The organism is Hydrogenophaga pseudoflava (assembly GCF_004353865.1).
GTDB classification, from domain to species: domain Bacteria; phylum Pseudomonadota; class Gammaproteobacteria; order Burkholderiales; family Burkholderiaceae_C; genus Hydrogenophaga; species Hydrogenophaga pseudoflava.
In genome coordinates, this window is the sequence record NZ_CP037867.1 from 4,821,432 (window position 1) to 4,844,325 (window position 22,894).

Genomic DNA, 22,894 nt, shown 5'->3' on the forward strand with positions numbered 1-22,894 from the left:
TTCGTTTTCAACTTTGACTGTAGAAAGAGACGCGGAGATGGACACGCCACTTCGTAATGTTCGTACCAACATCGTTCAGTCGATCCGCGCTTTCGGCGTGAAGGACCTGCAGGCCGCCGCCGAGCAGCTGGGTCACCACTTCCTGTATGCCAACCTGGCCAAGGCCCAGAGCAAGCAGGACGTGCTCGAACTGATCGCAGCGCAGTACACCTTGCCGCCGCATTTCGGCAAGAACTTCGACGCCCTCTACGACTGCATGACCGATCTGGTCCACAAATCGGGCCCGCAAACCGGCTTCATCGTCGTGCTCGAACACATCCCGGCGCATGCCAAGTTCGACAAGGAAGCGCGCGAGCAGTTGCTGGACATCTTCCGCGACGCGGCCGACTACTGGAGCGATCGCAAGATCCCGTTCCGCTGCTTCTATTCCTTCTCGGTCGCGCGCGCCCCAAAAGGTGAAGAGCCGATCGAGGTGGAAAACGAAGAGCCCATGCCCACGGACAAGATCCTGGATGTGAGCCCGATGGCGCTGCGCATGAGCAGCCCGTTCAATGCGGGTTACTGGCTGACCGCGGCCTGATCAACCGCAGAACCTGAAAAAGCCGCTGCTCGTGCAGCGGCTTTTTCACGTCCGAACGGCCTGCGCGAGTGCGACGTACTCCGCCACCGGCACCTCTTCCGCCCGGCGCTGCAGGTCGAAGTCGCCCGAAAAGCCACGGGCTTCCAGCCATCTGCCCAAGGTGTTGCGCAGGATCTTGCGGCGCTGGCTGAACGCGGTCTGCACCAGGTCGCCATAGGTCCTGAAATCCATCGCTGGCGGCTGTACCAGCGGCACCATGCGCACCACCGCGCTGTCGACCCGGGGTGGTGGGTCGAAACTCTCCGGCGGCACGAACAGCACGTTCTCCATGGCATAGCGCCACTGGAGCATCACCGAGAGGCGCCCGTAGTCGGCGGTGGCCGGTGCGGCCACCATACGGTCAATGACCTCTTTCTGCAGCATGAAGTGCTGGTCCTGAACGACCGCGACATGATCGAGCAGGTGGAACAGGATCGGACTGGAGATGTTGTAGGGCAGGTTGCCCACCACACGGATCTTGCGGCCTGGCCAGCGCGCGGCCAGCGCGGTGAAGTCCACACGAAGCACGTCGGACTCGACCACATCCAGCAGGCGGTGCTCCCGCAGGCGGGCCGCCAGGTCCCGGTCCAGCTCGATCACCGTCAGGCGTCCGAGGCGCTCGACCAGCGGCTGGGTCAGGGCCGCCAGACCCGGACCGATTTCCACCATGGCATCCGATGGCGAGGGCGCTATCGCTGCGACGATCGCATCGATGATGGCGGTGTCGCTCAGGAAGTGCTGACCAAAGCGCTTTCGCGCGACATGCTTCATGCGCGGGCGTGCCGGTGACGACTCAAGGCTGCGGCGCTTCGCGCATCTCGACAAAGGCGCGGCTGCGCACTTCTTCGGTCCACGCGTTGATCGCGTCGTCGGCCTTCTGTTCGCGCACCAGTTCGCGCGCCATGTCGCGCTGCTCACGCTCGCTGAGCGCGGCCTGGCGACGCTCCTCCAGCCGGATCAGGTGCACACCAAACCGCGACACCACCGGTTGCGACACCTCGCCAGGGCGCAGCGCATTCATCACCTGCTCGAACTCGGGCACGAACTGGCCGGGCGACACCCATCCCAGGTCGCCGCCCTGGCGGGCAGAGCCATCCTGGCTGTGCTGACGGGCCAGATCTTCAAAGCTGGCCTGCCCCGCAGCGACCTGCTGGCGATAGCTGTTCAGCCTTGCAATGGCTTCGTCCTGGCTCAGCTGAGCCCCCGGACGAAGCAGGATGTGGCGCGCGCGGCTCTGCACGACGCTCAGTTCGGGCAACGGTGCCTGGCGCTTGTCCACCACCTTGAGCACGTGCAGCCCGGCCGCACTGCGCAAGGGCCCGGCGACGCCGCCCACCGGCAGGTTGCGTGTGGCCTGCACAAACAGTTCGGGCAGGCGCGACAGCGGGCGGAACCCGAGAAGACCTCCACTGGACGCCTCGGGCGCTTCTGAATACTCGCGCGCCTGGACCGCCAGATCGGCACCGTTGCGCAACCGGTCGGCCACCCCCTGGGCCCGGGCTTCCAGCTCACGCAGCTTGTCGGGGCCGGCTCCCTCGGGCACTTGCACCAACACGTGTCCCAGGTTGAGCTCCAGCCCTTCGGGACGGGCCGCCTGCCGCTCCGCGATGAAGCGGTCGATGTCGGCCTCGGTGACGCGCACGCGCGCCTCCACCTCGCGGTCGCGCAGGCGCTGCAGCAGCACCTGGTTGCGCAGTTCGTTGCGCAGTTTGTTGATGTCCATGCCTTCGGCGGCCAGCCGCCGCCGGAAGGCCTCCACACTGAGCTGGTTCTGAGCCGCCAGCGATTGCTCGGCCTGCGCCAGTGTGGCCTCGTCCACCCGAACGCCCTGTTCGGTGGCCTGCTGCAACAGCGCCCTCTCCACGATGAGTTGCTCCATCACCTGCTTCGCCAGTTGGTCGCGAGGAGGAAGGCTGCGGCCCTGGGCCGCGAACTGCTGCTCGACACGCAACATGCGCTGCCGGACATCAAAATTGGTCACGGGCTCGGAGTTGACCAGTGCGACGATGTAGTCCACGGTGCGGGTCGAGGGCCCGCTGACCGGGCGCTGCAACTCCGCGGCAGGGCGCAGTGCCTGACCCTGCGCCGGCCACGCGCCCAGCAACAGCCCCCCGGCCAACAGGATCTGCAAGCCTCTGAGGTGAACTCCCGGACGGTCAGTCATATTGCTGGAAACGGTTGGGCTGGACGACTTCTTCACGCAGGTACTGGTATTTGGGCACGTTGGCCTGGATGCTCTGCAAGGAACTGCCACCGACCTTCGAGAACCCGTTGAACTCGAGCTGGAACAGGATGCGGCGATCCGAGGTGTTTGAACTGGTCTGCAAACGCTCCAGGACGACACGTCCCAGCCAGCAGCCGGCGTCGTACTCGAAACCGGCAATCACGTCGATGAGCTTGCGGTCGGGCATGCTGTAGTTCAGGCGCCCGACACCGTACCACTGCCCCGGCCCGAGTGCCCTTCCAGGCACCGGTTCGGGCGTGCGGCCCCAGATGCCGGACAGCGGCCACTGCCAGCCCAGATCGAGTTGCTCGCTCACACCTTTCTGGATGCGGTAGGCGGCGCTGAGCACCTTGTAAGGCCCTGGGGTGTACCGGCCACCGAGAGTGGTGCGGCGGGACTCGCGGGTCTTGGTGTTGTACTGCACGTTGGCGTCGAGCGACCACAGCGGATCCCACTGCACACGCCCCGCAAGCAGGGTGTCGCTCAGGCGTTCGGTGACCGGCGTGCCCCGTGGCAGCGTGACGTTCTGGTCGGCCAGCAGGGCGCGCTGGGCGACACCCAGGCGCACCACCTCGGCCCCGGTCTCCGAGTCCAGCAGACGCGAGCTCACGCCCACCGTCACCGCCCGGGTGTCGCTGATGCGGTCGTTGCCACTGAAGGCATGTTCGGCAAACATGCTGGAGTAGTTGAAGTCGCGGGCGCCCGAGTCGTAGTTGGGCAGCTTGCTCTGGTCGCGGAACGGCGTCCAGGTCGCGAAGGCGCGCGGCTCCAGGGTCTGGATGTAGCTCGTGCCAAAGAACTCGGCCGGCCGCTCGAACACCAGACCGCTGTCGATGCTGACCGTGGGCACGGTGCGCGTGGCCGACACCGTGGACCCGGTCGTGTTGTCGTTGCTGTAGCGCGCCATGTGCACGCGCGCCTTGGGCGTGACGTACCAGCCCGGGGCCTGCCAGCGCCGGGCAATCTGGGCCACCGCCACCGAACGGTCACCGCCGATCTCCCGCCCGGTGGGCACACCCGCGCTCAGCACCGCCCGCTGGAAACGCGTCACGTTGGTACCGAGGGACAAGTCCCAGCCAGGGGCACCGAACAGGGTCTGGTTGGGCTGCTCGTAGGAAAAACCTATGGACGGCAGACGGTCGAACGGGGGCGTGATCGGCGCGTTCACATCCTGCAGGGTCTGGTACCGGTACATGCCGCCGCTGACCGACCAGGGGCCTTTGCCCCAGCCCAGCGCGACCTCGTTGTGCAGCAGGCGCGAGGTCAGCGAGGTGATGGTGCGCGGGAAGTCGCGCCAGTAGTTGTCGTCGCTGACCTTGTTGAGGTTGACGCGCAGTCCGATCGGGCTGCCACCGCCAATCGGGCGGGTCAGCTGGTGGTTGTGGCGGTACGCCACCGCCCAGCGGTCGTCGTCGCGCAGCTTGTCCGAGGGCATGTAGGACGTGCGCAGGTTGCCGGTGTAACCGGGCTGCAGGTAACGGAACTCGCCCGACAGGTCCAGTCCGCGCTTGGTCATCAGCGTGGGCGTGACTGTGGCGTCGTAGTTGGGGGCGATGTTGAAGTAGTAGGGCGTCGACAGTTCCACGCCGCTCTGCGTGCTGATGCTCAGGCTGGGCGGCAGGGCTCCGGTCTTGCGCTGGTCCGACAGCGGGAAGCTCAGGATGGGCGCGGCCAGGATGGGAACCCCCTTGAACTCAATCACGCCCGACTTGGCAATGCCCACGTCCTCCACCCGGTCCAGTTCGATGGACGAGGCGCGCACGATCCAGTCGGGCATCCAGGTCGAGCCCGGCGGTCGCGGGCAGGTCGAATAGCGGCCGTCGTGCACCATGGTCCGGTCATCGCCCATGAAGTCGACCCGGCGCGCATCGCCTTTGCCTTCGTTCTTCAGCAGCGAAAACTCGGGCTGGTTGAAGTGCCCCCAGTGGCTGTTGACGTTGACCTCGGCATCCGGGCCGGTGAATCGGTCGCCGTTGCGGTTGATGAGCACATTGCCCTGGGCCTTGGTTTCGCCGGTGCGCTTGTCGTGTTCGATGCGGTCGGCGCGGATCACGGTGTCGTGCCGGCGCAGCTCGGCGCCGCCCTGCATGACCGTCACCCCGTCCATTTCGCCTTCCAGGCTCTCGCCCCAGATGAAAACGGGCAGCTGCTTGCGAACCTCCGTCGGTACCTGCTGGATCAGCGACTCGCCGGACTTGAGCCGGATGGCCGCCGCGTCGGGACCGGCACCGGTGTTCTGGGCCCAGGACGGAGCACAGGCGCCGCCCAGTGCGAGCATGGCCAACGCTCCCTGCACAGCGCGCGCCAGGGTGGTGGGTTCCGGAAGTCGCGCCATGCGCGGCAGACGGGCGGGGCTGTTCAGGGAGGAGGAATCAGGTTTCAAGGCGGTGTGTGGCGAAACGGCCGTCTCTGATTTCGGTGGCACATGCCCCGTCGCTGTCGATCGACCGGGCCTCGGACTGCCGGCGGAGGTGACCAACGGCAAGGGGGATTTGTAGAATCTCCGGCCATTATCCTATGCCACCCGCCCGGCCTGCCAGCACGTCGGCGCCTCCGTCTCCCCCCGCTTCCATGACGCCGAACACCCCCGCAGTCACCTGGGCCGATCCGGCCCGCCACGCCGCCTTCGACCACTGGCTGCAAGGGCTGGCCACGGCCCAGGGCCTGCGCCCCGAAACGCTGCGCCCGGCCTCGGCCGACGCCAGTTTCCGCCGCTACCTGCGCGTGGACACCGTCGACGGCGGCAGCCGCATCGTCATGGATGCACCGCCCGACAAGGAAAACTGCGCGCCCTTCGTGCACGTGGCGGGCCTGATGAAGGCCGCCGGCCTGCTGGTGCCCGACATCCTGGCCTGGGACGAACCCCGGGGCTTCATGCTGCTGCCCGACCTGGGCACGCAGACCATGATGGAGCAGATCGACGCCGACCACCCCCAGGCCAACCATCCGCGCTACATGCAGGCGGTGGACGCGCTGCTGGCCTGGCAGCTCGCCTCCAGGCCCGGCGAACTGCCGCCCTACGACGAAGCCCTGTTGCGCCGCGAGCTGCAGCTGTTTCCCGACTGGTACCTCGCGCAGCATCGACAGGTCAAGGTCGAAGGCACGATGGCCGGCACATTGCAGAAGACCTTCGACACCATCGTGGCGCGCAACCTGGCCGCACCCACGGTGCACGTGCACCGCGACTTCATGCCGCGCAACCTGATGATCCCGGCCCACCCGGGTTCGACGCCCGCCCAACAGCTGGGCGTGCTGGACTTCCAGGACGCGGTGCACGGCCCCATCACCTACGACATCGCCAGCCTGATGCGCGACGCCTTCCTGACCTGGGAAGAAGACTTCGTCATCGACATCACCGTGCGCTACTGGGAAAAGGCGCGCAAGGCCGGGCTGATGGACTTCGAGGACTGGCACAGCGACTTCGGCGCCTTCTACCGCGCGGTCGAGTGGATGGGCCTGCAGCGCCATCTGAAGGTGGCCGGCATCTTCGCCCGCCTGACGCTGCGCGACGGCAAACCGAAGTACCTGGCCGATGCGCCGCGCTTTATCGCCTACATCCGGGCCACCGCCCACCGCTACCGGGAACTCGGTCCGCTGCTGAAACTGATCGACGAAGTGGAAGGCCTGCAGGCGGCCAGCGGCTTCGCCTTCGGCCGCGTCTGAGCCGTTCCAGCGTGCCCCGCTTTCACTGCCCCATCCCGCTGAGCGCCGGCGCCGAGCTGGAACTGCCGGCCGCTGCCGCGCGCCACGTGCAGGTGCTGCGCCACCAGCCCGGCGATGCGATCACCCTGTTCAACGGAGAAGGTGGCCAGTGGTCGGCCACCATCCTGCGCATGGGCCGCAGCGACGTCGCGGTCAAGGTCGGCGCGTTTGAAGACGTCGAGCGCGAGCCGGCGCGGCGCGTGCACCTGGCGATGGGCATGCCGGCCAACGAGCGCATGGACTGGCTGGTGGAAAAGGCCGCCGAACTCGGCGTGGCCAGCCTGCAGCCCCTGCACACCGCGCACAGCGTGCTGCGCCTCAGTGGTGAACGTGCGGCCAAGAAGCAGGGTCACTGGCAATCGGTCGCGGTCGCGGCCTGCGAACAGTGCGGCGGCAACCGCGTGCCAGCGGTGCGGCCGGTGGCCGACGTGGCCGCCTGGTTGCGTGACAGCGGGCACATCGCCCCGCTGCGCTGCGTGCTCTCGCTGGCGGACGGCACACGCCCGCTGTCGGAGGTGCTGCGCGAGCAGCCGGCCGACACACCGGTGCTCTTCCTCAGCGGCCCGGAAGGCGGACTGTCTGCGCAGGAAGACGCCCTGGCGCGCACCGCGGGCTTTGTGCCCGTCACGCTGGGGCCCCGCATCCTGCGGGCGGAAACGGCGGCGCTCGCGGCCCTGGTGAGCGCCCAGGTGTGAACGACCGCTGAACGAACCCTTCAGCGCGGGTACAGGCGGACCGGAACAGACTGCGTTCCACAGTCAATACCGACTGCCACGCACGAAGGAGTTCACCATGAACAAGCACCTGCTTCTCGCTGGCGCCGCTTGCCTGGCCCTGGCCACCACCGCACCGCTGGCCACGGCCGGCGAACACCAGCGCGATAACCAGCCGACCCAGCGGTCGGCGCAGCACCGTGACGATTCCCACCACAGCCGCTCCAACCGTTCCGCCCAGGGCTTCGATCACGGCATGCAGGTGGTGCCCACCACAGCGGGCGCCGGCCAGGCCGGCGAAGGGTGGCGCTACTTCTCGGACCCTGCGGCACACCGCGCGGTGGTCATCAGTCCGCAAGGCGAGTACTTTCTCAGCCGCGGCAAGGGGATGCGCCTGGTCGCCGTGACACGGCCGCAATCCTGAGCCGCGTTCAGGGTGGCGTGCGGCGCGGCGCCGCCACCTTGTATAAACGCTGACTTATGAACAAAAACCTCTGGCTGCTGGCCGCCGCGCAAGGCCTGTTCCTGACCAACAACGTGGTCTTCATCGCCATCAACGGGCTGGTGGGGCTCTCGCTGGCCCCGCTGGGATGGATGGCCACCCTGCCGGTGATGGGCTATGTGGTCGGCGGCGCGTTGTCCACCCCGCTGGTGGCGCGCACCCAGAGCGCTTTCGGCCGCCAGGGCTCGTTCCAGATCGGGTTGCTGGTCGCCCTGGGCTCGGCCTTGCTGTGCTGGTGGGCCGCGATGGACAAGAACTTCTGGCTGCTGGTGGCGGCCACCGTGATCGCCGGCTACTACAGCGCCAACGGCCAGCTCTACCGCTTCGCCGCCGCCGAACTGGCGGCACCGGACTACCGCGAAAAGGCGGTGTCGCTGGTGCTGGCCGGCGGTCTGGTGGGCGCGGTGCTCGGTCCCAACCTGGCCAGCCGCACGCGCAACCTGCTGGAGGTGCCGTTCGCCGGCGCCTACCTGGCGCTGGCGGTGGTGGCGCTGCTGTCGATGGCGGTGATGGCCTTCATGAAGTTCCCGCCGCTGCCGCCGAAGAAGGCCAACGCCGACACCGGCCGGCCGCTCTCGGAGATCATGAGGCAGCCCGTCTTCATCGTGGCCGCCGCGGGCGCGGCGCTGGGCTACGGCGTGATGAACCTGCTGATGGCCGCCACGCCGCTGGCGATGCAGGTCTGCGGCTTCGAGTTCGAGGACGCGGCCCTGGTGCTGGAATGGCACGTGATCGGCATGTTCGCCCCCGGCTTCTTCACCGGCCACCTGATCAAGCGCTTCGGTGTGCTCACCATCATGGGCGTGGGCGTGCTGCTGAACGCGGCCTGCATCGCCATCGCGCTCACCGGTGTGGACCTGCACCAGTTCCTGATCGCGCTGTTCCTGCTGGGTGTGGGCTGGAATTTTCTGTTCACCGGCAGCACCACGCTGTCGCTGCAGGCCTACAGGCCTGAGGAAAAAGACCGCGCACAGGCCGCCATCAACTTCTTCGTTTTTGCCACCATGGCGGTCACCTCGTTCGCCTCCGGCGCCCTCGTCACCACCCAGGGCTGGGCCCTGCTGAACCTGGGTTCGCTGGCGCCCGTGGCCCTTACCGGGGTGGCGCTGGGCTGGCTTGCCTGGCTCCGGCGCGCGGCCCACAATCCGGCCTGAACCGGCCCCGGTCGGCGCCGGACGCCACGCATTGAGAGGAGAGCTCGCATGGGACTGTTGGATTCACTGGTGGGCGCGGCCACGAACGCCGCCTTCGGGGGACAGCAGAACAGCCAGCCGGCGCAAGGCGGCCCCGGTGGTCTGGACCCGCAGCTGCTGATCGGTCTGATCGGCGTGCTGATGAACAACGCGGGAGGGCTCTCGGGCATCCTGGCCAAACTGCAGCAGGCCGGCCTGGGCGACGCCGCCGCCTCCTGGGTCGGCACGGGGGCCAACCAGCCGGTCTCGCCCGACGCGCTGGGCAGCGCCCTGGGCCCGGACCTGATGGACATGATCGCCCGCCAGCTCGGGGGCAGCCAGCAGCAGGCCGCCGGCACCATGGCCGACCTGCTGCCCGGCCTGATCGACCAGCTCACCCCCCAGGGGCAGGTGCCGCCGGACAACGGCCTGGACGCGCTCGGTTCGCTGCTCGGCGGAGGTCAGCGCGGTGGTGCCGGGGGTCTGGATGCGGGCGACCTCATGGGCATGCTCGGCGGCCTGATGGGCCGACGCTGAGCCTCAGGCCGGAATGTGCGCGTCGAGCCAGGCGCGCAGTTCGGCGTACACCGCCGAGGGGTCGGTCTCGTTGAAGATTTCGTGAAACAGCCCATCGAACCGGCGGCTGTGCACCAGCCCCTTCGGCGCGACCGCGGCAAAGGCGCGGCTGCCCTCGGGCCGCACCAGCCGGTCGGCCCCGGCGTACATCAGCAGCGTGGGCACCTGCCAGGTCGGCGCGGCCGCCACCACGCGCGGGCCGTTGCTGTCGATGAAGCGCGCCAGCCGCGCCGAAATGCGGTTGTGCACCAGCCGGTCGCGCTGGTAGGCCGCCACCTGCGCCGGGTCGTGGGAGATGCCGCTCGGGTCCAGCCCGTTGGGCACGGTGAGGTCGGGTGCCCAGCGGTAGAGCAGCCGGGTCAGCAGGCGCTGGAACGCGCTCATGCCGGTGTCCAGCGCGGGCGACGAGAGCACCAGGGCATCCACCGGCTCGATGCCGCGCTGCACGAAGGTGGAGGCCACCAGGCCGCCCATGCTGTGGCCCAGCAGCACCAGGGGGCAGGCCCAGGGTTCGGCGATGTGCCGGCGCGTGTCGTCCACCAGCTCCTGCAGGTCGGCCAGCAGGTCGTCGTCGTCCGACAGCACCCCGCGGTCACCGCCCGAGTCGCCGTGGCCGCGCTGGTCGTAGGCGCGCACGCTGAAGCCCCACTCGTTCAGGCGCTGTGCCACCGCGTCGTAGCGCCAGGCGTGTTCACCCAGACCGTGCACGATGAGCACCACGGCCCGCGGCCGCTGTCGCGACGGCAGGGGCCAGTCGTAGAGCGCGATGTTCAGGCCGTCGCGCAGGGTGAAAGGCGCCTGGGTGGTGTCGGACATGGGCGGCGGCGTCAGGGCATGCGGGCGATGACCTGCGCCACCGAGGCGGTCAGGCGCCGCGCGTAGTCCAGGTGCAGGAATTCATTGGGCCCGTGCGCGTTGCTGCGCGGGCCGAGCACGCCGCAGACCATCATCTGCGCGGTGGGGAAGCCCTGGCTGAGCATGTTCATCAGCGGGATGGTGCCGCCCTGGCCGATGGTGGCGCAGGCGGCGCCGTAGTGCGCCTGCGAGGCGTCCTGCAGCGCCTGCTCGAACCACGGCGTGGTGGAGGGCGCATTCCAGCCGGTGGCCGAGCTCAGGCCCTCGAACGTCACCTTGGCCTGGTAGGGCGCGTCGTCTTCCAGCAGGGTCTTGAGCTGCTGCACGGCGGGCGCGGCCTCGACCAGCGGCGGCAGGCGCAGGCTGAGCTTGAACGCGGTGTACGGGCGCAGCACGTTGCCGGCGTTGGCGATGTCCGGGAAACCGTCGGCGCCGGTGACCGACAGCGTGGGCCGCCAGGTACGCGCCAGCAGCGCCTCGACCGGGTCGGTGGTGGTGGGCAGGGCCGAAACGGTGGCGCCGCCGCAGTCGTGGTGTGCCCAGGGGAAGCGCTTGAACAGCTCGTCGCCCAGGATGGCGGCCGTGGCCTGCGCCTGCGACAGCCGCTCGGGGGGCACCTCGCAGTGGAAACTGGCCGGCAGCAGACGGCCGGTGCCGCTGTCTTCCAGCCGGTCCAGCACCTGGCGCATGATGCGGAAGCTCGACGGCACCAGGCCGGACGCATCGCCCGAGTGGATGCCTTCGGTGAGGATTTCGACCTTGAGCACGCCGCTGGCCATGCCGCGCAGGCTGGTGGTCAGCCACAGCTGGTCGTAGTTGCCGGCGCCGCTGTCCAGGCAGATCACCAGGCCCACGTCGCCCAGTCGCGCTTTCAGCGCGTCCACGTAGGGCAGCAGGTCGGCCGAGCCGCTTTCTTCGCAGGTTTCGATCAGGCCGACGATGCGCGGGTGCGCCACGCCCTGGGCCTTGAGCGCCTGGATGGCGGTGATGGCGGCGTAGATGGCGTAGCCGTCGTCGGCACCCCCGCGGCCGTAGAGCTTGCCGTCGTCGATCACCGGCGTCCATGGCCCCAGGTCGCTGCGCCAGCCGTTGAATTCGGGTTGTTTGTCGAGGTGGCCGTACATCAGCACGGTCTGGCCAGACGCCGGGGCGGGCGTGCCGTCCTTTCCTTCGCTGGCCGGCAGTTCAAAGAACAGCACCGGTGTGCGCGGCCGGCCCTGGGCGTCGTTCAGGCGCACGATTTCCAGTTGCAGGCCGGGCACCTGTTGCGCGCGCACCCAGTCTGCGGCGTTCTGCAGCACGCGTTCGAGCAGGCCGTGGGCCGCCCAGTCGGGGTCGAACATCGGCGACTTGGCCGGCACCGCGATGTAGCGCTGCAGCTCGGGCACGATGGATTCGCGCCAGGCGGCGTCGACCTGCGATTGCAGGGCTTGCGGTTCCAGGGGCAGGGCGGAAGCGGGCAGGCGGGCGTTCATGGCGGTCCTCTCGGCGCGGGCGGTGCGACAGAGGGCCAGTATAGGCAGACCACCGCCCCGGCAGGGCGGCGGGAACTTCCGAAAACCGCGCTCAGGCCGACAGGCGGAAGGTGGCGACCACGCCAGCCAGCCGCTGCGCCTGGTCCCGCAGGCTCTGGGCCGCGGCGGCGCTCTCTTCCACCAGCGCCGCGTTCTGCTGCGTCATCTGGTCCAGCTGGGCCACCGCCGAGCCGACCTGGGCAATGCCCTGGCTCTGCTCGCCTGTGGCGGCACCGATCTCGCTGATGACGTCGGTCACGCGCTGCACGCTGGCCACGATCTCGTCCATGGTCTGGCCCGCCTCGCTGACCAGGCGCGTGCCCGCCTCCACGCGGTCCACGCTGGTGCCGATCAGGCCCTTGATCTCCTTGGCGGCCTCGGCGCTGCGCTGCGCCAGGCTGCGCACCTCGCCGGCCACCACGGCAAAGCCGCGGCCCTGTTCGCCCGCGCGCGCCGCCTCGACGGCTGCGTTGAGTGCCAGGATGTTGGTCTGGAACGCGATGCCGTCGATCACGCCGATGATGTCGTTGATCTTGCGGCTGCTCTCGTTGATCTCGCGCATGGTGTGCACCACCTCGCCCACCACGGTGCCGCCGCGGCGTGCGGTGCCCGCTGCGGCCTCGGCCAGCTGGGTCGCCGTGCGCGCCGACTCGGCGCTCTGCCGCACGGTGCCGGTCAGTTCTTCCATGCTGGCCGCGGTTTCCTGCAGGTTGCTGGCCGTGTGCTCGGTGCGGCTGGACAGGTCCTGGTTGCCCGAGGCGATCTCGGTGCTGGCGGTGCTGATGCTGTCGGTCGCCGTGCGCACCTGGCTCACGGTGCCCCGCAGCGAGGCGATCATGTCGGCCAGCGCCGCGAGCAGGCTGCCAGCGGGCACACGGGGCAGGGTGACGGTCAGGTCGCCATCGGCCACCGAACGCATCGCCGACACCGCCAGGGCCGGCTCGCCACCGATCTGGCGCATCACGCTGCGCAGCGTCAGCCAGCCGATGCCGGCGATCACCAGCAGCCCCGACAGCGCCAGCGCACCGTTGACCGCCAGGGTGCGCCACACCATGGCGTCCAGGTCGTCGGTGTACAGGCCCGAGCCCACCATCCAGTTCCAGCCATCGACCTTCATGATGTACTGCAGCTTGGGCACCGATTTCGTGTCGCCCGGGCGCGGGAAATTGGTCTGCACGAAGGCCCGGCCGTCGGTGCTCTGGCGCATGCCGTTGACCAGGGACGCGATGACGTCGGCGCCCTCACCGTCCTTGACCTTGCCGACCATGTTCTGACCATCCCACTCCGGCTTGATCGGGTGCATCACGCCCACGCCGTCGAGCGACCAGATGTAGAGGTACTCCTTGCCGCCCTCGCCGTAGCGCGCATGCGCGACCGCGGCCTTGGCCGCTGCCTGCGCCGCCTCGGCGCCGAGCTTGCCGGACGTCTGCATGGCACGGAAGCCCTCGACGATGGAGTGGGCCGACTCGACCGCCGTGACGAGCTGACCGTGGCGGGCGTCGGTGAGCTGGCGCTTGGTCTGCACCACCGACAGCGCACCCATGACCGCGATGCCCAGCACCGCGACCACCACCAGCAGCAGGATGCGGCCGCGAAGACTCATCTGATTCAACATGAATGTTTCTCTCTACCTAAATCAACCGGCACTCAGCCGGAAAGTGGCCACCACACCGGCCAGCTTCTGCGCCTGGTCCTGCAGGCTCTGGGCCGCCGCTGCGCTTTCTTCCACCAGCGCGGCGTTCTGCTGCGTCATCTGGTCGAGCTGCCCCACGGCGCCGTTGACCTGCCCGATGCCCTGGCTCTGCTCGTTGGCCGCCGTGGTGATGTGACCGATCAGATCGGAAATCCTCTGCGCGTTCGCGACGATCTCGCCGATGGTGGTGCCGGCCTCGGTGACCTGGCGCGTGCCGGCCTCGACCTTCTCGACGCTGGCGCCGATCAGGCCCTTGATCTCCCGCGCCGCTTCGGCGCTGCGCTGCGCCAGGCTGCGCACCTCGCCGGCAACCACGGCAAAACCGCGGCCCTGTTCGCCCGCGCGCGCCGCCTCGACGGCTGCGTTGAGCGCCAGGATGTTGGTCTGGAAGGCGATGCCGTCGATCACACCGATGATGTCGCCGATCTTCTGGCTGCGGTGGTTGATCTCCTGCATGGTCGCCACCACCTCGCCGACGACCTCGCCGCCGCGCGCCGCCACCGCCGCGTTGGCCTGGGCCATCTCGCTGGCCTGGCGCGCCGACTCGGCGCTTTGCTGCACGGTGCTGGTGATCTGGTCGATGCTGCTGGCGGTCTGCTGCAGGCTGGAGGCGGCCTGCTCGGTGCGGCTGGACAGGTCCTGGTTGCCCGAGGCGATCTCCGCGCTGGCCACACCGATGCTGTCGGTGGTCTGGCGCACCTGGCTGACGATGCGCACGAGCGATGCCTGCATCTCGCCCAGCGCCGACATCAGCTGCGTGAGCTCGTCCTTGCCTTCCACCGCGACCGACTGGGTGAGGTCGCCGCGCGTGATGGCCATGGCCAGGCGCTGCGCCTGGTCGAGCGGGCGGCAGATGCTCTGCATGTTGGCCAGGGTGGTCGGCACCACCACCAGCACCGCCACCGCCACCGCGATGCCGAACAGCAGCATGGTCTGCTGACCGGTGCCGACCTGCTCGGCCTGGACCGCCGCCGCTTCCGCCGAGATGATGGCCTCGATCTTCTTCATGTCGGCCTGCAGTTCGGCGTAGCGGTCGTGGGCGCGCGCCAGCATGCGGTTGGCCACGGTGGCGCTGTCGTACCCCCCGGCCTTGATGTTGGCCACCGTGGGTTCGACCGCCGCCGAGTAGTCCTTGAGCTTGGCGCTCATCTGCTGCAGCACCGCGTTGTCCTCGTCGGCCTCGCCCTGCTGCAGGGCCAGCATCAGCTGGCCGATCTCGTCGCGGGTCTTCTCCCACTTCATGTTCGCCAGCGACAGCTGCTCGGGCGATTCATAGTGGATCACCATGTCCTTCTCGTGGCGGCTGAGGTCCGCCATGGCCAGTCGCAGCTTGGACAGCTCGACGGTCTCATGGAAGGCGTGATCGACAAACTCCTGACTCAGGGCCTGCATGCGCTGCATGCCCCACAGGCCGGCGCTGCCCACCACGAACAGCAGGGCCAGCACGACGCCGATGGCGCCGATCATTCGGAAGCGGATGGAAAAGTAACGCATAAAGGACCGGATCCACATGATGAGACTCGCCGGAAGGTTGGTATTGGCTTCAGAAACTTTCCCAGTCGCCTTCGGTATTGGCACTGGCACTGGTCACCACCTTGGCGGGAGACACCGGGGCCACAGCGGGCGCAGGAGCCCGGGTGGCGGTGGTCAGCGGTGCTGCGGCCGATGCCTTGGGCGGCTGTTCGCGCACCACCGGGCTCGCGGCCGCCTTGGCCGGTGCCGAAGCCGGAGCCCGGGCCGCCTGCACAGGTGCGGTGGTCGCGCGGGTCACCGGGGCAGCAGGGCCTGCCGCTGGCTTGGCCGCGGCCTCTGTGGCGCGGGTGGCGCCATCGACCTTGAAGATCGACACGACCTGCGCCAGCCGGGCCGCCTGGTCCTTGAGGCTTTCGGCAGCTGCCGCGCTTTCTTCCACCAGCGCCGCGTTTTGCTGCGTCATCTGGTCCAGCTGGTTGACCGCGGTGTTGACCTGGCCGATGCCGTCGCTCTGCTCGCCTGCGGCGGCGCTGATTTCGCCGACGATGTCGGTCACACGGCGGATCGAGCCGACCACCTCGTTCATGGTCTGACCGGCTTCGCCCACCAGGCGGCTGCCCGCGTCCACGCGGTCGACGCTGGCGCTGATCAGCCCCTTGATTTCCTTGGCTGCCTCGGCGCTGCGCTGCGCCAGGCTGCGCACCTCGGCCGCCACCACGGCAAAACCGCGGCCCTGCTCTCCGGCCCGCGCCGCCTCGACGGCCGCGTTGAGGGCCAGGATGTTGGTCTGGAACGCAATGCCGTCGATCACGCCGATGATGTCGCTGATCTTCTGGCTGCTGTGGTGGATCTCCTGCATGGTGTGCACCACCTGGTCGACCACCTGACCACCGCGCACCGCAATCTCCGAGGCGTTGGCAGCCAGCTGGTTGGCCTGGCGCGCCGCATCGGCGCTGTTCCTGACCGTGCTGGTCAGTTCCTCCATGGAGGCCGCGGTCTGCTGCAGGTTGCTGGCCGCCTGTTCGGTGCGGCTGGAGAGGTCGTGGTTGCCCGAGACGATCTCGCGGGAAGCCACGTTGATGCTGTCGCTGGCGCCGCGCACCTGGGACACGGTGGCCACCAGCGAGGCCTTCATGTCGGCCAGCGCCTGTTGCAGCTGGCCGAGCTCGTCACCACGGTCCACGACCAGCGGCTGGGTCAGATCGCCATCGGCCACCGCCCGCGCGGCACGCACCGCACCGGCCACCGGCACCGACACCGAACGGGCCGCGCGCCAGGCCACCAGAACGCCCACCACCAGGGCCGCGCAGGCGAGGACGCCGATGATGCTCATCTGGCGCGACAGCGCGGCGCTGGCCTGCTCCACTTCCTGGGCCACCAGCGCATGTTCGTGTTTCTGGAGTTCCTGCATGGCGCCGATGTAGCGCTGCGCCGCGGGCAACAGCTTCTCGGTCAGCATGGTGGATGCCTCCGGCTCCACCGCCTTGAGCGCATCGAAGTACGTCTTGCGCACCTCGATGTATTCCTTGCGCCGTGCGCCGATGTCGGCCAGCAGGCTCTTGCCCTGTTCGGAGGTGATCGCCGCTTCCAGGTCCTTCTGCAGCGTGTTGATGCGCTCGGTGGTTTCGGCCATCAGCGGCTTGAAGTAGCTGTCCACCTCCGGGTGGTTGGCGGACTTGGCCATCGCCATCACGCGGTTGACGTTCAGCTGCGTGCTGGCCACCCACTCGTCGGCGAGCTGCACCAGCCGGTTCATTTCGAGCAGGCGCTGCTGTCCGGCGGTCGCGGAAGTCACGGCATTGAACGCCATGGCGGTCAGCAGCAGGAGCAGCAGCAGCACGGCACCAAAGCCCAGGCCCAGGCGCTGGCTGATCTTGAGGTTGTTGAATTTCATGTTGGTCCTTCGTGGGGTCGGGTCTGGTCAGCGAAGCGATTCCGTGTGGGCCGCACCCTCGGTGCGGAACGTCGCCACGACCTGAGTCAATCGAGTGGCCTGCTCCCTGAGGCTTTGCGCGGCGGCTGCGCTCTCTTCCACGAGTGCCGCGTTCTGTTGCGTCATCTGGTCCAGCTGCGTCACCGCCACGTTCACCTGGCCGATGCCGTCGCTCTGTTCGCCCGCGGCCGCGCTGATCTCGCCGATGATCTCCGTCACCCGCTGCACGCTGGCCACCACCTCGCCCATGGTCTGACCCGCATCGCCCACCAGGCGGCTGCCGGTCTCGACCTTGTCCACGCTGGTGCCGATCAGCCCCTTGATCTCCTTGGCCGCCTCGGCGCTGCGCTGCGCCAGGCTGCGCACTTCGGCCGCCACCACCGCGAAACCACGGCCCTGCTCGCCCGCCCGCGCCGCCTCCACCGCCGCATTGAGCGCCAGGATGTTGGTCTGGAAGGCGATGCCGTCGATCACACCGATGATGTCGTTGATCTTCTGGCTGCTGTGGTGGATCTCCTGCATGGTGTGCACCACCTGGTCGACCACCTGACCACCGCGCACCGCAATCTCCGAGGCGCTGGCGGCCAGCTGGTTGGCCTGGCGCGCCGCATCGGCGCTGTTCCTGACCGTGCTGGTCAGCTGCTCCATGGAGGCCGCGGTCTGCTGCAGGTTGCTGGCCGCCTGCTCGGTGCGGCTGGAGAGGTCCTGGTTGCCTGAGGCGATCTCCGCGCTCGCCGTGCCAATGCTGTCGCTGGCCTGGCGCAACTCGCCGAGCATGCCGACGAAGCGCTGGCGCATGTCCTCGACCTCGCGCACCAGACGGCCGATCTCGTCGCTGCGGTCGGTGGTGAAGCGCTGGCTCAGGTCGCCGTTGGCCACGGCCGTGACCGCGACGGTCAGGCTGCCCAGCGGGCGGCTGACATTGCGCCGCACCAGCCAGTACAGGCCCAGACCCAGCACCGCGGTGGCCGCAACCAGCAGGCCCCAGAAGGCGTACATGGTGGCCCAGTGCGACGCCATGGCCTCGTCGTCCGACACCTCGGCCACCACCCACCAGCCACCGGCCTTGGTGGGTCGCTTGACCACCCAGGGGCTGGACAGGTCGTTCGAGACCAGGGACGTGGAGTCCGCCACGAACGCCTCGGGCGTGGCACGAAGGCTGGCCAGCAACGGTCCGGCCGAGGGGTAGGCCTCCAGCACCTTCTTGCCCGCCGCCGTGGGATGCACGACGAACACCGCGTCCGCATCGCTCTTGCGCGGATCGATGATCACGGTGGAGCCGCTCTCGAAGAAACGGGCCTCGCTCACCAGCTTCTGCAGCGCGGTCTGGAAGTCCGAGAGATCGAAACCGATGAACAGGATGCCCACCACCTTGCCGGCCTGGTCCTTCAGGGCCTCGTAGTGCGTCATGTAGGGCTTGCCGAACAGCACGGCACGGCCGGTGTAGTTCTGGCCCTGCAGCACCAGCGGATAGGCCGGGTGGTCGCGCGCCAGCAGGGTGCCGACGGCCCGCTCGCCGTCTTCCTTCTTGAGCGAGGTGGTCACGCGCTCGAAGTCCTCGCCCTTGCGCATGAACACGGTGGCCACGCCGCCGGTCATCTTGTTGAAGTCGTCCACGTCGCTCGTTTCGCCGTTGAGGCGGAACGACCAGCTCTTGATCAGGCCGGCGGCCTCGTCCAGTTCAAAGAACTGGGAGAACTTGGCCCGGAACGGCCGGTACGCACGGTCGGTCATCAGGCGCGCGGTGGCGTCGAAGGCGTCCACCGAATCGGCGACCGACTGCGTCTTGTCGCCCACCCACTGCACGATGCGCTCGCGGGAGCGCTCCTCGGCCACCAGGCTCATGACGACGCTGATCGTCACCAGCACGCCCGAGAGCATGGCCACCGCCAGCAGCGCGACGCGCCGTGCCAGCGAGCGGTTGTTGATGGTGGGGTTCTTCATGGCTTACTGCAGGTTCTGCGAGCTGCTGTCCATCAGCCCCATGTCGGGACTGCTCATCAGCGCCTCGATGTCCATCAGGATCAGCATGCGCTCGCCCACGCTGGCGATGCCCGTGATGAAGCTCGTGTCCATCGAGGTGTTCATCTCCGGCGCCGGCTTGATCAGCTCGCTGGCCAGCTCCAGCACGTCCGAGACCGAATCGACCACCGCACCGACCACCCGGCCGCGCACGTTGAGCACGATCACCACCGTGAAGCCGTTGTATTCCACCTTCTCGCAGCCCAGCTTGATGCGCAGGTCCACCACCGGCACGATCACCCCGCGCAGGTTCACCACGCCCTTGATGAAGTGTGGTGCGTTCGCGATCCGCGTAGGCTCCTCGTAGGAGCGGATCTCCTGCACCCGCAGGATGTCGATCCCGTATTCCTCCGCACCCAGGCGGAAGGTCAGGAATTCGGCATGGGCGCCTTGCTGGCCTGCGACGTGGCGGGCATCGCCGGCAGCGGTGGAGGGAGAGTGCATGTCCATGTAGGCCGTCCTTGAAACACAAATGGGGATTCATGAACTATCGGCCGGTCCGCCCGGTACTGAAGGCGGAAAAAGAGCCACTGGACCCGGGCAAATGACCGCATGACCGCCCACCATGGGTCCAAAGAGAAGGGCGCCCGACGGGCGCCCTTGAACACAGACCTGGTTTTCCCGGGGCCTACTGCAGGTTCTGCGAACTGCTGTCCATCAGCCCCATGTCGGGACTGCTCATCAGCGCCTCGATGTCCATCAGGATCAGCATGCGCTCGCCCACGCTGGCGATGCCCGTGATGAAGCTCGTGTCCATCGAGGTGTTCATCTCCGGCGCCGGCTTGATCAGCTCGCTGGCCAGCTCCAGCACGTCCGAGACCGAATCGACCACCGCACCGACCACCCGGCCGCGCACGTTGAGCACGATCACCACCGTGAAGCCGTTGTATTCCACCTTCTCGCAGCCCAGCTTGATGCGCAGGTCCACCACCGGCACGATCACCCCGCGCAGGTTCACCACGCCCTTGATGAAGTGCGGCGCGTTCGCAATCCGCGTGGGCTCCTCGTAGGAGCGGATCTCCTGCACCCGCAGGATGTCGATCCCGTACTCCTCCGCACCCAGGCGGAAGGTCAGGAATTCGGCATGGGCGCCTTGCTGGCCTGCGACGTGGCGGGCATCGCCGGCAGCGGTGGAGGGAGAGTGCATGTCCATGGTCGGGTCCTCGGAGGCGGGTTCAGAAGCTTTCCCAGTCGTCGCTGGCGCCAGCGCCGGCGGTCAAGGTCTTGGGGATGGGGGCCGGCGGGGTCGCAGGCGCCGGGCGCAGGGCCCTGGCAGGCGACGGGGGCATGGGGGGGTGGACAGGCGCCCTGGCCGGTGCGGCGGCCGCGGGCACAGGCGCCGGCTTGTGCACCGGCATCGCCCCCCCGCCGCTCACCCGGAACACGCTCACCGACTTCAGCAGCTGGTCGGCCTGCTGCTGCAGGGAGGCCGCGGCCGAGGCACTTTCTTCCACCAGGGCGGCGTTCTGCTGCGTGGTCTGGTCCATGCTGGTCACGGCCTCGGCCACCTGGTTCACACCGGCGTTCTGCTCCTGGCTGGCGCTGCTGATCTCGCCCACGATGTCGGTCACGCGCTGGATCGACTGCACCACCTCCTGCATGGTCGATCCGGCCCGGTCCACCAGGGTCGTGCCCTGCTCGACGCGCTCGACACTGGCGTTGATCAGCTGCTTGATTTCCTTGGCCGCCTCGGCGCTGCGCTGCGCCAGCGTGCGCACCTCGCCGGCCACCACGGCAAAGCCGCGACCCTGCTCGCCCGCGCGCGCGGCTTCCACCGCCGCGTTGAGCGCCAGGATGTTGGTCTGAAAGGCAATGCCGTCGATCACGCCGATGATGTCGCTGATCTTCTGGCTGCTGTGCTGGATCTCGCGCATGGTCGACACCACCTGGCCCACTACCTCGCCGCCCTGCACAGCCACGCTGCTGGCGCTGGCGGCCAGCTGGCTGGCGGCGCGGGCGTTGTCGGCGTTCTGTTGCGCGGTCGAGCCCATCTCTTCCATGGACGCGGAGGTTTGCTCCAGCGCCGAGGCCTGCTGCTCGGTGCGGCTGGACAGGTCCTGGTTGCCCTGGGCGATCTGCGCGCTGGCCGTGGCCACGCCCTCGGCGCCCTGGCGCACAGAGCTCACCAGCGTGCTCAGGGCCTGCTGCATCTTTTGCATGGCGGTCAGCAGCTGGCTGGTCTCGTCGCGACCGCTGACCACGATCTTCTGTGTGAGATCGCCGCTGGCGATGTGATCGGCGATGCCCACGGCATCGGTGATCGGCCGCACGATGGAGCGCGTGATCAGCACCGCCGCCAGCAGGCCGAAGGCCATGGCCGCAGCGGCCAGCACCAGCACCGCCAGCAGGACCTGCCGATAGGAAACGGCCGACTCCTTCTTGACCTGGTCCGCATGGTTCACATTGAAGGCCCAGAGCTTGTCCAGCTTGGCCTGCAATTGCTCGAAGTACTCGCGCGACGGGCCGGTCAGGCGCTCTTCGGCCACCGACTTGCCGGCGCCACCGATCTGTCCGGACAGGGCCTGGATGGCGCCCCACTGACTCACGTAGCGCAGCGCATCGGCCTGGGCTTCCTGCCACAGGGCGCGCTCCTCGTCGCCGCTGATCAGCGGCTCATACGCCTTGAATGTCTGCAGCAGATCGGCCTGGTGTTTCGCGATGTCGGCTTCCAGCACCAGCAGCCGGCTCGGGTCTTCGGACACCAGGTGGTTGTATTCGAAGCGGCGCAGATTCAGGGACGTGCTCTTGAGATCGGCCGCCACCTGCAGCGACGGCACCGTGTTGTCCGCGATGCTGTGCAGGTCGTCGTTCGTGTCGCTCAGGCCCACATAGGCCGCAAGCGTGAGCGCCGCCATCAGCGACATCACCAGGCCAAAGCCCAGGGCCAACCGGTGACCCAGCTTGAGATTGTTGAAAATGCTCATGAACACCTCGCCTGAGGATGGACGCGTTGAGTTTGGGGGACCTCTTCAGCGCACGCCCGCACCGAAGCGCCTGAACACGGACACCGCCTGCCGGGCCAGGATGGCGTGCCGGATCTGCAGCGACACACGGTGTCCCCAGCACTATCGACGCGCCGGGCACAAGCTGAAGTGCGAAAAAAGAGTGCAATTCGACCCCTGATCCCGCGCATCCGTCGCGCCGGTGATCGCCATCGACCGGCAAGGTCTGCTACCTTGGGTCCATGTCCAGCCCGCACACGCCTCCCTCAGCGCCTTCTGCAGCCTGCCTGCAGCCCAGCACCGCCATCGACAGCGACCACCCGCTGGTCCTGGCCTTCGCGCGCGAACACGCCGCCGGCCAGACCGAGCGCGAGCGGGCAGTGTCGCTGTACCTGGCGGTGCGCGACCGCCTGCGCTACGACCCCTACCGCATCGACCTGTCGGCACCGGGCATGCGGGCGAGCACGGCGCTGTCGCAAGAATTCGGCTGGTGCGTGCCCAAGGCGGTGGCGCTGGCGGCCGTGGCGCGCGCGGCGGGCATCCCGGCGCGGCTGGGGTTTGCCGACGTGCGCAACCACCTCTCCACCGAGCGCCTGCGCCTGACCATGAAAACCGACGTCTTCGCCTGGCACGGCTACACCGCACTCTGGATCGATGGCGCCTGGCGCAAGGCGACACCCGCGTTCAACCTGTCGCTGTGCGAGAAGTTCGGCCTGCTGCCGCTGGAATTCGATGGCGCCAGCGACTCGCTCTACCACCCCTACGACCGCGCAGGCCAGCGGCACATGGAATATGTGAACGAGCGTGGGCAGTTCGACGACCTGCCGCTGGCCACCATCCGGGCCACGTTCGCCGAGCTGTATCCGTTCTGGACGCAGGCGCCGGACGTGGGCACGGCCGACTTTGCGCAGGACGCGGCCCGGGAAAGCGGCGCCTGAGCCGGCTGAGCGCCGG

18 protein-coding genes and 1 pseudogene are annotated in these 22,894 nt (G+C 68.3%); 7 read left to right on the top strand and 12 right to left on the bottom strand.

The window, feature by feature from the left end:
• Positions 1-37 precede the first annotated feature (37 nt).
• Positions 38-433 (top strand): annotated as a pseudogene (locus tag HPF_RS23140) (barstar family protein); the annotation flags it as partial.
• A 192-nt stretch (positions 434-625) separates the two neighbouring features.
• On the opposite strand, the gene rsmA reads toward HPF_RS23140, so the two are convergent.
• The 3 genes from rsmA to HPF_RS23155 are packed head-to-tail and all read right to left on the bottom strand — an operon-like array spanning position 626 to position 5,226.
• Positions 626-1,390 carry a 16S rRNA (adenine(1518)-N(6)/adenine(1519)-N(6))-dimethyltransferase RsmA gene (rsmA, locus tag HPF_RS23145; protein WP_079364789.1) on the bottom strand — a complete coding sequence of 255 codons (765 nt, stop codon included), beginning with the start codon at positions 1,388-1,390 and terminating at the stop codon, positions 626-628.
• Between the two features lie 22 nt (positions 1,391-1,412).
• Complete coding sequence (locus HPF_RS23150; RefSeq protein WP_243721654.1) at positions 1,413-2,750, bottom strand: peptidylprolyl isomerase; 1,338 nt, start codon at positions 2,748-2,750, stop codon at positions 1,413-1,415.
• 25 nt (positions 2,751-2,775) lie between these two features.
• Positions 2,776-5,226 (bottom strand): LPS-assembly protein LptD, encoded by a 2,451-nt coding sequence (locus HPF_RS23155; protein WP_243721655.1) that lies wholly within the window; start codon positions 5,224-5,226, stop codon positions 2,776-2,778.
• Between the two features lie 188 nt (positions 5,227-5,414).
• Here HPF_RS23155 and HPF_RS23160 point away from each other — a divergent pair, with 188 nt between their 5' ends.
• From HPF_RS23160 to HPF_RS23180, 5 genes are all read left to right on the top strand, one after another.
• Positions 5,415-6,506, top strand: coding sequence for an aminoglycoside phosphotransferase family protein (locus HPF_RS23160; RefSeq protein WP_133157959.1), 1,092 nt, complete (start codon positions 5,415-5,417; stop codon positions 6,504-6,506).
• Between the two features lie 11 nt (positions 6,507-6,517).
• Positions 6,518-7,240, top strand: coding sequence for a 16S rRNA (uracil(1498)-N(3))-methyltransferase (locus HPF_RS23165; protein WP_133157960.1), 723 nt, complete (start codon positions 6,518-6,520; stop codon positions 7,238-7,240).
• Positions 7,241-7,337: 97 nt separating this feature from the next.
• Entirely contained in the window at positions 7,338-7,682 is a 345-nt protein-coding gene (locus tag HPF_RS23800; RefSeq protein ID WP_207959254.1) for a hypothetical protein, read from the top strand.
• A 56-nt stretch (positions 7,683-7,738) separates the two neighbouring features.
• Positions 7,739-8,914, top strand: coding sequence for an MFS transporter (locus HPF_RS23175; RefSeq protein ID WP_133157961.1), 1,176 nt, complete (start codon positions 7,739-7,741; stop codon positions 8,912-8,914).
• A gap of 48 nt (positions 8,915-8,962) precedes the next feature.
• Entirely contained in the window at positions 8,963-9,469 is a 507-nt protein-coding gene (locus tag HPF_RS23180) for a YidB family protein (RefSeq protein WP_133157962.1), read from the top strand.
• 3 nt (positions 9,470-9,472) lie between these two features.
• Here the strand turns inward: HPF_RS23180 and HPF_RS23185 are convergent, their stop codons facing one another.
• The 9 genes from HPF_RS23185 to HPF_RS24120 all read right to left on the bottom strand — a co-directional run bounded on the left by HPF_RS23185 (position 9,473) and on the right by HPF_RS24120 (position 21,922).
• Entirely contained in the window at positions 9,473-10,324 is an 852-nt protein-coding gene (locus tag HPF_RS23185; RefSeq protein WP_079364782.1) for an alpha/beta hydrolase, read from the bottom strand.
• A gap of 11 nt (positions 10,325-10,335) precedes the next feature.
• Positions 10,336-11,838 (bottom strand): M20 family metallopeptidase, encoded by a 1,503-nt coding sequence (locus HPF_RS23190; protein WP_133157963.1) that lies wholly within the window; start codon positions 11,836-11,838, stop codon positions 10,336-10,338.
• Positions 11,839-11,929: 91 nt separating this feature from the next.
• Entirely contained in the window at positions 11,930-13,480 is a 1,551-nt protein-coding gene (locus HPF_RS23195; RefSeq protein WP_133157964.1) for a methyl-accepting chemotaxis protein, read from the bottom strand.
• Positions 13,481-13,513: 33 nt separating this feature from the next.
• Positions 13,514-15,064, bottom strand: coding sequence for a methyl-accepting chemotaxis protein (locus tag HPF_RS24115; protein ID WP_279512605.1), 1,551 nt, complete (start codon positions 15,062-15,064; stop codon positions 13,514-13,516).
• Between the two features lie 49 nt (positions 15,065-15,113).
• Positions 15,114-16,937, bottom strand: a complete 1,824-nt coding sequence (locus tag HPF_RS23205) for a methyl-accepting chemotaxis protein (protein WP_133157965.1) — start codon at positions 16,935-16,937, stop codon at positions 15,114-15,116.
• 27 nt (positions 16,938-16,964) lie between these two features.
• On the bottom strand, positions 16,965-18,920 hold the full coding sequence (locus HPF_RS23210; protein ID WP_133157966.1) for a methyl-accepting chemotaxis protein: 1,956 nt from the start codon (positions 18,918-18,920) through the stop codon (positions 16,965-16,967).
• 3 nt (positions 18,921-18,923) lie between these two features.
• Positions 18,924-19,442 carry a chemotaxis protein CheW gene (locus HPF_RS23215; RefSeq protein ID WP_127807360.1) on the bottom strand — a complete coding sequence of 173 codons (519 nt, stop codon included), beginning with the start codon at positions 19,440-19,442 and terminating at the stop codon, positions 18,924-18,926.
• A gap of 184 nt (positions 19,443-19,626) precedes the next feature.
• Complete coding sequence (locus tag HPF_RS23220) at positions 19,627-20,145, bottom strand: chemotaxis protein CheW (protein ID WP_127807360.1); 519 nt, start codon at positions 20,143-20,145, stop codon at positions 19,627-19,629.
• 28 nt (positions 20,146-20,173) lie between these two features.
• Positions 20,174-21,922 (bottom strand): methyl-accepting chemotaxis protein, encoded by a 1,749-nt coding sequence (locus HPF_RS24120; protein WP_133157967.1) that lies wholly within the window; start codon positions 21,920-21,922, stop codon positions 20,174-20,176.
• Between the two features lie 260 nt (positions 21,923-22,182).
• Between HPF_RS24120 and HPF_RS23230 the strand changes: the two genes are divergently transcribed.
• A complete protein-coding gene (locus HPF_RS23230; protein WP_133157968.1) occupies positions 22,183-22,878 on the top strand; it encodes a transglutaminase domain-containing protein in 696 nt (231 codons plus the stop codon).
• The last annotated feature ends 16 nt before the right edge of the window (positions 22,879-22,894 follow it).

What these genes read in the sequence shown, in the direction of transcription:
- HPF_RS23210 (WP_133157966.1), bottom strand. Translation starts at nt 18,920, where the DNA reads ATGAAGAACCCCACCATCAACAACCGCTCGCTGGCACGGCGCGTCGCG.
- HPF_RS24115 (WP_279512605.1), bottom strand. Translation starts at nt 15,064, where the DNA reads ATGCGTTACTTTTCCATCCGCTTCCGAATGATCGGCGCCATCGGCGTC.
- rsmA (WP_079364789.1), bottom strand. Translation starts at nt 1,390, where the DNA reads ATGAAGCATGTCGCGCGAAAGCGCTTTGGTCAGCACTTCCTGAGCGAC.
- HPF_RS23205 (WP_133157965.1), bottom strand. Translation starts at nt 16,937, where the DNA reads ATGAAATTCAACAACCTCAAGATCAGCCAGCGCCTGGGCCTGGGCTTT.
- HPF_RS23175 (WP_133157961.1), top strand. Translation starts at nt 7,739, where the DNA reads ATGAACAAAAACCTCTGGCTGCTGGCCGCCGCGCAAGGCCTGTTCCTG.
- HPF_RS24120 (WP_133157967.1), bottom strand. Translation starts at nt 21,922, where the DNA reads ATGAGCATTTTCAACAATCTCAAGCTGGGTCACCGGTTGGCCCTGGGC.
- HPF_RS23160 (WP_133157959.1), top strand. Translation starts at nt 5,415, where the DNA reads ATGACGCCGAACACCCCCGCAGTCACCTGGGCCGATCCGGCCCGCCAC.
- HPF_RS23230 (WP_133157968.1), top strand. Translation starts at nt 22,183, where the DNA reads ATGTCCAGCCCGCACACGCCTCCCTCAGCGCCTTCTGCAGCCTGCCTG.
- HPF_RS23190 (WP_133157963.1), bottom strand. Translation starts at nt 11,838, where the DNA reads ATGAACGCCCGCCTGCCCGCTTCCGCCCTGCCCCTGGAACCGCAAGCC.
- HPF_RS23180 (WP_133157962.1), top strand. Translation starts at nt 8,963, where the DNA reads ATGGGACTGTTGGATTCACTGGTGGGCGCGGCCACGAACGCCGCCTTC.
- HPF_RS23185 (WP_079364782.1), bottom strand. Translation starts at nt 10,324, where the DNA reads ATGTCCGACACCACCCAGGCGCCTTTCACCCTGCGCGACGGCCTGAAC.
- HPF_RS23800 (WP_207959254.1), top strand. Translation starts at nt 7,338, where the DNA reads ATGAACAAGCACCTGCTTCTCGCTGGCGCCGCTTGCCTGGCCCTGGCC.
- HPF_RS23195 (WP_133157964.1), bottom strand. Translation starts at nt 13,480, where the DNA reads ATGAGTCTTCGCGGCCGCATCCTGCTGCTGGTGGTGGTCGCGGTGCTG.
- HPF_RS23215 (WP_127807360.1), bottom strand. Translation starts at nt 19,442, where the DNA reads ATGCACTCTCCCTCCACCGCTGCCGGCGATGCCCGCCACGTCGCAGGC.
- HPF_RS23220 (WP_127807360.1), bottom strand. Translation starts at nt 20,145, where the DNA reads ATGCACTCTCCCTCCACCGCTGCCGGCGATGCCCGCCACGTCGCAGGC.